Here is a 13277-nt window from a genome sequence, read left to right as displayed (position 1 = left end):
TAAAGCTACACTACTCGCTGTACATAAACCAGCATCAACATTGACGTTTACTGTGGCTGGACAACTGATTGTTGGATCTATATTATCAGTCACTGTTACCGTTTGAGTACAGGTAGCTGTATTACCTGAACTATCCGTTACTGTCCAGGTCACTGTTGTATCTCCTATCGGGAAAACTCCTGGTGCATCATTGGTTGTACTGGCTACAGCACAATTATCTCCTGTAGTTGGGGTTCCTAAAGTAACACTACTGGCTGTACATAGACCAGCATCTACATTGACATTTACTGTGGCTGGACAACTAATCGTTGGATCAATATTGTCGGTTACGGTTACAGTCTGAGTACAGGTCGCTGTATTACCTGAACTATCCGTGACTGTCCAGGTCACTGTCGTATCTCCTAATGGGAAAACTCCCGGTGCATCATTGGTTGTACTGGCTACTGCACAATTATCTGAAGTAGTAGGTGTACCTAAAGCTACACTACTCGCTGTACATAAACCAGCATCAACATTGACGTTTACTGTGGCTGGACAACTGATTGTTGGATCTATATTATCAGTCACTGTTACCGTTTGTGTACAGGTAGCTGTGTTTCCAGAACTATCCGTTACTGTCCAGGTCACTGTCGTATCTCCTAATGGGAAAACTCCAGGTGCATCATTGGTTGTACTGGCTACAGCACAATTATCTCCTGTAGTCGGAGTACCTAAAGCAACACCACTCGCAGTACATAGACCAGCATCTACATTGACATTTACTGTGGCTGGACAACTGATTGTTGGATCAATATTGTCGGTTACCGTTACAGTCTGTGTACAGGTAGCTGTGTTTCCAGAACTATCTGTTACCGTCCAGGTCACTGTTGTATCTCCTATCGGGAAAACTCCTGGTGCATCATTGGTTGTACTGGCTACAGCACAATTATCTCCTGTAGTTGGGGTTCCTAAAGTAACTCCACTCGCGGTACATAGACCAGCATCTACATTTACATTTACTGTGGCAGGACAACTGATCGTTGGATCAATATTATCGGTTACCGTTACCGTTTGAGTACAGGTAGCTGTGTTTCCTGAACTATCTGTTACTGTCCAGGTCACTGTTGTATCTCCTAATGGGAAAACTCCAGGTGCATCATTGGTTGTACTGGCTACTGCACAATTATCTGAAGTGGTAGGTGTACCTAAAGCTACACTACTCGCTGTACATAATCCAGCATCTACATTTACGTTTACGGTTGCTGGACAACTGATCGTTGGATCAATGTTATCCGTCACTGTTACCGTTTGTGTACAGGTAGCTGTATTTCCAGAACCGTCAGTTACCGTCCAGGTGACTGTTGTATCTCCTAATGGGAAAACTCCCGGTGCATCGTTGGTTGTACTGGCTACAGCACAATTATCTCCTGTAGTCGGAGTACCTAAAGCAACACTACTGGCAGTACATAGACCGGCATCAACATTAACATTTACTGTGGCTGGACAACTGATTGTTGGATCAATATTGTCGGTTACGGTTACCGTTTGTGTACAGGTAGCTGTGTTTCCTGAACTATCTGTTACTGTCCAGGTCACTGTTGTATCTCCTATCGGGAAAACTCCTGGTGCATCATTGGTTGTACTGGCTACTGCACAATTATCTGAAGTAGTCGGAGTACCTAAAGTAACACCACTCGCAGTACATAGACCAGCATCAACATTTACATTTACTGTGGCAGGACAACTGATCGTTGGATCAATATTATCAGTCACTGTTACCGTTTGGTTACAAATGGCTGTATTACCTGAACTATCTGTTACCGTCCAGGTGACTGTTGTATCTCCTATCGGGAAAACTCCCGGTGCATCGTTGGTTGTACTGGCTACTGCACAATTATCTCCTGTAGTTGGGGTTCCTAAAGCAACACCACTCGCTGTACATAGACCAGCATCAACATTTACATTTACTGTGGCTGGACATGCAATTATCGGATCTATATTATCGGTTACCGTTACGGTTTGTGTACAGGTCGCTGTGTTTCCAGAACTATCTGTTACTGTCCAGGTGACTGTCGTATCTCCTAATGGGAAAACTCCCGGTGCATCATTGGTTGTACTGGCTACAGCACAATTATCTCCTGTAGTCGGAGTGCCTAAAGTAACACCACTCGCAGTACATAGACCGGCATCAACATTAACATTTACTGTGGCTGGACAACTGATTGTCGGATCAATATTGTCGGTTACGGTTACCGTTTGTGTACAGGTAGCTGTATTACCTGAACTATCCGTGACTGTCCAGGTGACTGTCGTATCTCCTAATGGGAAAACTCCTGGTGCATCGTTGGTTGTACTGGCTACTGCACAATTATCTCCTGTAGTAGGAGTGCCTAAAGCAACACCACTCGCAGTACATAAGCCTGCATCAACATTTACATTTACTGTGGCTGGACAACTGATTGTTGGATTAGTAGTATCTTCAACAGTAAGAGTTACAGTAATTGAAGTTTCAGGAGTACACACATATGTTGAACTTGAAACAACAACTCGATATTGATTACCATTATGTGCAACAAGTGCATTGGTAATTGTTAGTGTAGCAGTAGTTGTAGTACTATGAATTCCTGTATCTGTTAAATCATCCCAGGTACTACCATTAAACAATTGCCACTGATACGTATCTGCATTAGATGTCGCGACAGTGAAGGTAGTGTTTGCGCCTGGACATATGGCCGAATCTGATGGTTGTGTAGTAATTGATGGGGCAACTCCTGCTGTGGTTACATTAGCATTAGTACCTGTATATCCATCGGTTCCCGAGGTGACTACTCCATTTCCATCTACTGTAAGACCAGCTCCAAAAGTACCGTTACCCAAATATCCGTTATTATCACCATCGGTAAATCCGGCTTCAATTACATCATTACACCCATCTGCATCACTATCTAATTCTAAAAAATTATAATTATTATCTGTATCACTATCAGCAACTGTATAGTTTATGGTTCCGCTACTTTCACTTCCAGGTGCTTGAACCGCATCTGGTACTCCATCTGAACTTAAAGCGCCAGATACAACACCGTTTACATGTGCTTGATTATGACCCGCTTCTACAGCATCATAGATCCCATCATTATCACTATCTAAATCCAGACGATCCACAATGTTATCACCATCAGTATCTCTATCAAAACATAAAACAAAAGAATTTGCCTTAAATGCTAACCAGGAATCAAAAAGATTATCTCCATTATCTGCTACTCCGATTTTGATCGTATTATTTCCTGCATTTAACACTGCAGAAAAAGTTATTGTATGTGTAAAACCATCTGCTTCAATATTTATGGCTGTAGGAACCGTTTCATTATCTGTATATGATCCGCTATCTACTGTATTATTTACCGTATCGATACTTAGTTGTGCTCCAGAAGGTGTTAATGCTAAATTAGTTCCGTTTATAAATATTTTAGGAGCATCGTTTAATCCAGTATTTACATAATCATTATATTCTTCCGAAGCAAAAACAAACTGACCCGAGATCACTGTTTCTGCTGGGATATTAACTACTATTTCAAGGCTGGCAACATCAAATTCTGTACTACCTCCACCAAAATCGGCATCTTTTCCTCCTCCTGCGGCACCTGTACCATTAATTCCATCACCTAATGCATTAGGGGTTGAGAATTGATTAGATAAATTATCATCTAATTCAAGAACATTCCCCGAAGAAAAGATAATTCCCCGATCAAATCCAAGGAATGCATTTAAAGCTCCTCCACTACTTGTTATTTGATCACCATCATTGAATGTCCCTATTTGTGTTACAGCTCCACTACCTTCATTGACAGTAGCAGATACCAAAGTAAGATCAGAATTAGGAGCAAATAATAAGTTTGCCAAAGTAGTGGCATTATTTTCTGCTGTAATCTCAAAAGTAGTATTGGCATCATCCAGCAATTCTACTCCAAATGACCCTCCGCCCAAATCACATTCATCTCTATCCAGGATTCCATCATTATCATCATCTAAATCAATAGAATCCATAATACCATCACCATCTGAATTTACGGTTAAAAGAGCTGGTCCGGCTGGATCAATAATTTGTCCATCTGAAACCGTATCATCACCAAATATACCATCTGTAAGATTATAAGAAGCTGTAGCTATTGTTCTTGCTCCTATTGTTGTTGTATTTAATGTCGTTGTAAAATCCTGATAAATATCTGAAGCTCCTCCTGGAGTATTTGGTCCATATTTACGATATGTAAATCCTGCTAAAGAATTAGTGATATGCCAATAGTAAGTAACTGTTACATCGTCTCCCGGAGTTATACAATCTAAAGTAAAATCTACCAATCCATAAGGATAATGATATGTTGCATCATTAGCTGCCAACTCTGATTCTAATACGGTACTGATACTAGAGATCTGAAAACAAATCCCTGTGGTTTCTATGGTTACATAACCTGTACCATCTGCTATTGGTATAGTAGCTACATTTCCTTGTGAAGAATCCAATATTCCATCTCCATTTCCATCGCCTCCATTAGGCCCTGCATCTTCTACTGTTCCTGTAACTCCATCACCATCCTCACAACCTGTAGTTATTGCATTATTTGTTACAGCAGCTACTGCTCCTGTGGTATATGCTGCTGCGACGACTAGACCATCATGATTCACAGTATTTGCAGTTACGGTAAGTGGTTCTGTAGCCGTATTCCATGGGTTATAGACTCCTCCATTTGCACCATCTGCATTCCAGTTATTATATGCTTCATTGGCATCACTACAACCATCTGCATCACTATCAAGAGATTCAAAATCAAAGTCTCCAGCTGCATCTGTGTTTGCTATTGTATAATTAAGTATTCCAGACTCTGCAACCGTTTCTATAGTATCAAAAAGCCCATTATTTCCTGATCCCGTATCTGCTCCATTGATTCTTCCGTTACTGGTAGCAAATCCATGACCAGCTTCTATAGCATCGTAGATACCATCATTATCACTATCCAGATCATAAAAATCGGGTATTCCATCTCCATCGGTATCAAAAGCAGTTTCGACTGCTCCATCTACATTTCCTGTTCCTGCATCGGCATCATTATCATCAAGATAAGCAAAGATATTATCTGTATCTCCATCTGCATATGGATCAGATGGGGATTCATTTAGATTAGGAATTCCATCGTTATCTACATCCAGATCCCATGGATCTAAAACGAGATCGCCATCCAGATCAAAAGCAGAAGATGCCGTAGGGCAAGCAAATCCATCGTTACTGGTCGTAGCAATTGTATTATTTAAAAGTGTTACAGAAGGTGTTGCAGTGGTATAATCGTTAACCAGATACATCCCTCCATCATTGTAGGAAACATATAAGCGGTTTTCTGCATCAGTAAATGCAGCTCCAAAATTGGTGGCTGTAGGGGTTCCCAGACCTGAAACTTCTGTTTTAACAAGTGTGGTAAGATCCCAATTAATTAATAGATCTGTATTACTTACACCATATAATTTTCCGTTGATAAAAACTACATCATTGGTGTTTTTATTTGTTCCTCCTGTAAAAGTAACCGTAACTACTGCGGGCGATCCACCGGCTGGTAAAGTGGATAGATTTTCTATTTTGTCATAATGTTTTCCTCGATTAATCCATAGGTTATCACTATCATCTACGTCTCCCGATATACCGCCACCGCTCATATTAGTTAAGGCACCCAAATCTTGAAAAGAACCATCTACTCCTACACGAAGTAAGTGATTATGGATAGGACTGCTTGAAGCTCCTCCTTTACCAATCGCATACACGTAATCATCAATTCTATTATATCCCGTAGCGTTGTATAATTGACTCACTGCAATGGGATCAGAATATTCTCCTGTTATGGCATCGTAACTTTTTAACTCTCCAGAGATAATTTGAAAAAAGTTTTGAGGGCAACTAAACGGAGTAAGTGAGCATGCTGCTGACACTACTCCGCCATTAATATAATCTGCATTAGGAGTGGTATACCCATCTACTGCACTAGTCACTACTCCGTCTTCATTAACGGTTACGACAAGAGGACCTAAAATACCATCACTACTTTCATCTGTAAAACCAGCCTCTCGTACATCACTACACGAATCTCCATCACTATTTGTAGATTGAAAATTAGGATTTCCTACCGTATCTGTATCTGCTATTGTATAATTAATTATACCAGAATCTACTATAGTTTCCAGACCGTCGAAAAGCCCATTTGTACCTGCTCCTGTATCCTGACCGGTTATTCTTCCATTGGTATGTGGTAAACCATGTCCTGCTTCAACCACATCATAAATCCCGTCATTATCACTATCAAGATCAAAAAAATCGGGAACTCCATCTCCATCGGTATCAAAAGCAGTTTCGATATCCCCATCTACATTACCTGTTGCACCATCTGCATCATCATCATCTAAATATGCAAAAATCAAGTCTCCATCTCCATCGGCAAAAGGATCAGATGGAGATTCGTCTGTATTTGTTAAACCATCTCCATCTACATCTAAATCTAAAGGATCTAAGATATCATCACCATCCTGATCTATAGGTGAAGGCGCCGAGGGGCATGAAAACCCATCATTACTAGTTGTAGTAGCTGTAGAGTTTAAAAATGATGATGTTGGTGTTCCTGTTGTATAATCATTAATCAAATACAATCCACCATCATTATACGATACATACAAACGATCCTGATCATCGGTAAATGCCGCTCCAAAACCAAGAGTTGTAGTTGGAGTACTTAAACCTCCTACTACCGTTTTGATCGATGTATCGAGATCCCATATAATTAGTTCTGCAGTTTTATTAACTCCATATAATTTTCTATTGATATGAACAACATCATTAACCTCACCTGCTGGCCCCGTAAAAGTAACGGTTACTACTGCAGGAGCCCCTCCTATCGGAAGGGTTGACAGGTTTTCGATCCTGTCATAATGGTCACCCCTATTGATCCATAAATTATCACTGTCATCAACGTCTCCCGATATACCGCCAGATCCCATATTGGTTAACGCTCCAAGATCAGCTATTGATCCATCTGAATCAATACGAATCAAGTGTCCATTTATGGTACCTGCTTTTCCTATAGCATATACAAAATTATCAACCGGATTATACCCTGTAGCATTATAGAGATCATTCGTGCTAATTGGTGCCGAATATTCGCCTGTAACTGCGTCGTAACTTTTTAATTCGCCACTAATAACCTGATAAAATGTAGAAGGACAGCTAAACTGTCCATATCCCATAGAACCTATAAGCATAAAGGTTATACCACATGCTATAGAGAAATTGCGCTTCTTTTTATTTTTTCTTACTAAACAAAAACCTAACAATCTATTTATCAAGATGAATATGAGTTGTATTAGAAACAAGAATCGTGTATTGATTTTCATAAGCTATTTATGATAAAATTGTTTTATTATTATTCTGGAGGGATTCATTAGAACCCGCATCTATTATTCTTTTAGAAATACATAATAGTTTGATCCTCTCCACCGATATGTAGTCTAGCTGAATTGATCCTAAATATTTCTGAAAAGAATTATGAACAGTACCTACTGCATTATTTTTTAAGATATGAGTAGTACTATATGTACTATTTTTATGTGTATGTGTATATAGATAAGTATCTATACTATCCTTAAAAGCAGTACTATTTTCTGTTTGTACATTGGTACGATAATCGCTTTTAAATAAAAGGACAGAAGAAGATTCTAAAAATGAGTATGCTATAAAGGAATATAATGCTAATAGAAGAGTAATCGCTCCTATCAAAATTATGATGTTATAATTGGATAGGGTATCTATTTTCCGAACATAATTCGTATAGACACCAGAAAAACTATCTTTTATAGAAGAAGACCTTTGAACATCTTTTGATGTAAAAAAATAAAACCTCATAATGGTTAATTTAGTATTAAATTGATCGTTATTCAGATCCCTGGTATTGCTGGCTCGCCAAAAGTTTTACAATTCCGGGATTGTTATTTTTCTATTCTATATTCTCATTATTATCATTTATGTGTATTATCAAACAAAAAACATCTTTTCTTCCTACATTATTCATTACTATACACCAAAATATTATTTATAAACAGATTTTGAAAATCACTTATATTGTGTTTTCAAAATGGTAATATACATTTTGCATATGAAAAAATCAGATGAGAAAAACATCATCACACATTTCACGAAGGAAATAAAAGTAGTGCTATCCATAAGCAATTTATTTTATCGATAAAGTTCACTAACTATAGTATCTACGGGCAAATAAATACTATAATGCATCACAGTCATATTGCTGTAATTTTCTATTCTAAATAGCTATCAAAAAATAACACATTTGGGACATTGAGGGGTAAGAAATAAAATGTCTAGCGTAATTTTTTCTATAAGCAATATCTATTTTAAGTAATGTGTTTACGTTATGCTTTTATTAACATTATAAATGTATACATAAAACTTTGATTATGAGTGTTTTAAAACACCAAAATAATTACGGTTTTACCATAAAAACAGGTTGAAATCACTAATTTCCGGGATAAAAGGCAAGAATTTAAAGAAATCCTACGAATTCATGATCTATTTTTAAAAAAAGTAATCTATAGGTATTTAATGTCAATCAGTTAAGAGGTTTTGAATTATTATTACCAAATTAAGGCTATCAAAATGTATTTAATATTTGGTTTTTATTAGATCTTTTAAAAAGCTTATTCTGAGTTTATCGAAGGGTCCTGTCTAACACTAATTTTATGAACTAAATTATGTTGTTCAAGTCACATACTAAAAGTCAATTATCAAATAACAAAAGAGGTTATCAATTTGATAACCTCTTTTACTTCACACTTGTACCTTACGGATCATATGATCAGATATAATTAACACTACATCTTGATCAATCGTTTTTGAATTATAGTATCGCCAACACTTATTTTTATGAAATATTGTCCTGTAGATAAATCCTGAGTAGGTACTTTTATTCTTTCTTGATTCGTATATGATTTCAAGAATATTGATTGTCCTAAATTGTTAAATATCTCTACTTCTGTATTTTGATCACTACTTTCTTTTGAAGTAATATAGATCTGGTTTCCAAATGGATTAGGATATATCGAAAACATATCCTCTTTAGATATCATTTCTTCTTCTACTGCTTGCTCCTCGGCTAATACTTCTGGTTGTACTTCTACTTCTGGTTGTACATCATTAACTATTGGTGTACTGGTCATAGAAGCTGCCGGAGTACTACATCCATTAATCACCACATCATCTATATACACCCAATCTGAATTACCAGATGCATCGGCTCTAAATCGAATTTGAGTCGTTGCCGTAAAAGGACCTGGGATTATGACCTGATCATTATAACGTTGGTCATTTACAAATTCATCAGACTGATTCCATTCTTCTACAGTGGTAAAATTAACTCCACCATCTGTTGATATCTGAAGCCAAAAGTCTTCATTACTATTATCCATACTTCTACAGTAGTACGAGAAATTAATCGTCAATTCTTCATAGCTTGTCATATCAAAATTAGAAGTAGTCATCACCGATGTAGATGTATTATCTCGTAATCGTATACAATATGTTCCCGAATTGGCATAAGCTGCATCACTAGAACTTCTTCTTGCATCTGATCCACCACCTGACCATACACCCCATCCAGATTCAAAATCTTCCGAGTTAATAACAGCATATGTACATTGTGACGGGTTAGGATCTGGAAGACATCCTGATGTGATAACTTGTGCAGCAGAAAGTGCAAAATCATAAACAACAACTGCATCCATTTTTCCTGTATAGAAATTATCTAAAGTTTCTCCATAACTATCTTTTTTCTGTACACCGCCAATTCCTCCAGATCCTATATGCGTAGGAACAGAACTTGGGGCTGCACTACTAGAAGCAGCAGAAACACCATCAATATACAGACTATGGCTGGTACTCCCACCATTATATACAACAGCGACATGATGCCAATCTCCATCATTTGGAAAAGCTACACTATGACTATCAGAAATCGTAGCGCTATTTCTTACTATAGACTCTAGGTTTGAGCCATTTAATCTCAATACAACTCCACTAATCCCTCCTCCTTCTTCAAAAAGATTCTGGATACCAGACAAGGCAGTTGGTTTTATCCACATAGCAACACTTCTTTGCGACATCGATGCAATCAAAAATGGGCCAGGGTTCTGGCTATACTGTATTTTGGTTGCTCCATCAAATACCGAAGATCGATCTCCTTCTTTAAAATCTACTGTATCATAGGTTAGTGTTCCTATAGTAGAAAGAGGATCATTATTATTTGAAGAAGCATCATTTGCATCTACTCCAACGTCAAAATTCCAAAGTGCTAAATATGTATCAGGTTCAACACAACTCACAACTGGTGGGTTGATTTGAATTATTTCTGGTAACGGAACCGTAAGTCCACTGCTTCGATACGTTGGTAAAGGAGCCGATATATTAATCAGATAGTTACGAAGATCTGTACTTAGATCATTTGCTATAGTTAATGTTGCATTATCTGGGCTTCCTGATAATAAGTTAGTAGCTTCGCCAATATCGGTTATAAGGTTATACATTTCATATGAAGCGGTTTCAAAATTATGAATCAACTTGTAATCTCCTTTACGTATAATAGATACAGGTCTTTGATCACGTTTAGAGTCAATTAGGTATCCGGGAAAGTGCCAGTAGATTGCATCTCTATTTAGATTAGGATTTGTACCGGTTAACATAGACCATTGACTCACCCCATCGATATCATATCCTGTGGGTAATGTTCCCCCTGCAGCTTCTACAAGTGTTGGATATAAATCAAAAGCAACAATAGGAGTATTATTAACTGTTCCCGTATTTGCTAATAAACCTTCTGACCATGCTATAGTTACTGATCTTACTCCTCCTTCGTAATGCTCTCCTTTCATTCCTCGTAAAGGGCCGTTATCATCTGTTCCTATCGCTCCACCATTATCAGAAATAAAATATACTAATGTATTTTCTGATAACATATGACCAGGGTTTCTGGGATCTGCTGTTGTTTTTAGATAATCAACAAGCCTATCTATCGTTTGATCCATTCCTTCTGCAATTGCGGCCTGAGCAATATTTGTATGTCCCATCTGACTAGGGTTTGTATTATTTTTAGCCACATATTTGGCATATAAATCAGGCCTTGCATTTGCCTGACCCCAAGGACCATGTATTGCATAGTTACTAAAATGCATAAAAAATGGAGATGTATTATTTGCATTCATAAAATCGATCGCGGCATCTGCCATCGCATCGGTTACATGTTTTGCTGTTCCGTCTAGAGAGCTATCTCCTGCAAGTGCCATCGATTCACTTAATGTATATGGTGCTGCATATGGATCCAGTTCTGGACCTATATTATTATGAAAAGTCCAAACCCCACCAGATTGCGAAGCAAAGTAACTTCCCGGACTTCCGGGAGAACCGCCTCCATAATTAAAATCAAATCCCTGATCGGTAGGTGAGTTACTCATACTTCCTCCAGAATGATATTTCCCAAAATGAGCTGTTGTATATCCACTTGTTTTTATGGTCTCGGCTATTGTAATCGCACTGGCTGGAATTTCATCTTCTCCGTTAGAAAGCCCTTGACTAGGCCCTACTAATAGCGTAGAATTTCCTCCTCTATTTAAACCGTTTACTGCAAATACATTATTATCTGGTCTTGATGCATATTGTCCACTTAAAATTGCTGCTCTGGTCGGCGCGCAATTTGCTCCGTTTACATAGGCCTGTGGAAAAGCAATACCTTGAGTAGCCAATGTTTCTAAAGTTGGTGTCTCATAAAAATCACTGGGATTGTTAAGGTTAGTTGCTCCTGTACTCACTTGTGACCACCCCATATCATCGGCAATAATCACCACAATATTTGGAGATTGAGAATAGATTGAACTACTAATGCCAATACAGAGTAGCAGTAATAAAAATTTGGTTGTTGTTTTCATAGATTAATGGTTTAAAATTTACAATCGTTATGATTGGATAGATTAGTTATTTATGTATTTTGTTTTTTATCAAAGTTTATACTAATAGTATATGTAGTAGTACTAAACGAAGTCCTTGTGACTTCTATACTAACATATTATCATACTGATCTTTGGGAGGATTCTAAACTTAGAAAGGAAAATCATTATCAGGTCTGGGAAACCACTAACTCAAAAAAATAATAAGAATTTTGAGTTCCTTTTTAGAAAGCATCATGTGATGTCTATTACTTCTAAAATTGTAAATAGTATTTCTATTCCAGACACTGCTTTTGTCGGCTCGCCAAAGTTTTACAGTTGCAGTGTTTTTTTATATCTTGTTTTTTAACATTATATAATTATAACAAACTGGTTCATATTCTAATTCTACATGTACTCTCTCATATTCTTCAAGAGGTGCTATAATTGGTCATATCAATTGCTTTTAGATCCGAAAAAGAATCAGATCTAATACAAATAGCATAGATGTTATATACGAGGTAAAAAGATGACTTAAAAAGCATTTGCATCATCTTTACTAAGAAAAAAGTAAATTTAGTCATAAGTAGAATAATTTAATTAATATCTAAAAATTAGCTCATTAACCTAAACATGAGATTGGGTACATGATTAGTATTATTTACATTATGACAATTGTACTGGATATCAGATGATATAACATATTTAAAAAAGACTTTTTATATAGTGGGGTAGATACTATTGTCTTTAAAAACCAAATTATCTGATATCAAAATTTATGTTAAGTTTTTTTTAACATTATAAATGTATGTATAAAACTTTGATTAGGAGCAATTTAAATCCTCAAAATAAGTAAGGCAAAACCGTATATCATGTATTTATATGACTGAATACAAGTAAAATCCAAAAAATAAGAGGGATACATATTTACTAATAATCATTTTATTTTAATGTAGGTACTAAATCCTTAGTGATCATAAAAGGGTCTCGATACTATTTTTCTTCGTTATACTACGAAAAATCACTCAACCTGACGCCGAAACTATTGTCATTCCTGCAATTTGCCATCCTAGTCTAATGTGGATTCCAGCCTTCGCTGGAATGGCAGAGCAACTTGCCTTAGAGCCGAGCAACCATACTTTTGAATTTAGTTGTACCATTCCAATAGGTTGTCATCCCAACCCTTCGACTCAGCTCAGGATAAACTAAAGGCTGGGATCCAGAGTGAATTGTATCAAACGTCTTATAAAAAGATAAGGCCGAATTCTAAGTTAAAACAAAGAATT

3 protein-coding genes are annotated in these 13277 nt (G+C 37.1%); all 3 read right to left on the bottom strand.

Annotation, left to right across the window (positions count from 1 at the left end; all coding sequences use genetic code 11):
* On the bottom strand, positions 1–7269 hold a 7269-nt coding region (locus tag DG435_RS24990), incomplete at its 3' end, for an HYR domain-containing protein (RefSeq protein WP_234420914.1).
* Positions 7270–7408: 139 nt separating this feature from the next.
* Positions 7409–7909: a hypothetical protein gene (locus tag DG435_RS24985; RefSeq protein ID WP_106792780.1), complete on the bottom strand. Its 501-nt coding sequence runs from the start codon at positions 7907–7909 to the stop codon at positions 7409–7411.
* Positions 7910–8892: 983 nt separating this feature from the next.
* Positions 8893–11994, bottom strand: a complete 3102-nt coding sequence (locus tag DG435_RS24980) for a sulfatase-like hydrolase/transferase (RefSeq protein ID WP_106792781.1) — start codon at positions 11992–11994, stop codon at positions 8893–8895.
* Between the last annotated feature and the right edge of the window lie 1283 nt (positions 11995–13277).

Source organism: Aquimarina sp. Aq78 (assembly GCF_900299525.1).
GTDB lineage: Bacteria > Bacteroidota > Bacteroidia > Flavobacteriales > Flavobacteriaceae > Aquimarina.
This window is presented reverse-complemented; position numbering and strand designations above follow the sequence as displayed.

Coding starts and splice junctions, on each gene's coding strand:
- DG435_RS24985 (WP_106792780.1), bottom strand. CDS start 7,909: ATGAGGTTTTATTTTTTTACATCAAAAGATGTTCAAAGGTCTTCTTCT.
- DG435_RS24980 (WP_106792781.1), bottom strand. CDS start 11,994: ATGAAAACAACAACCAAATTTTTATTACTGCTACTCTGTATTGGCATT.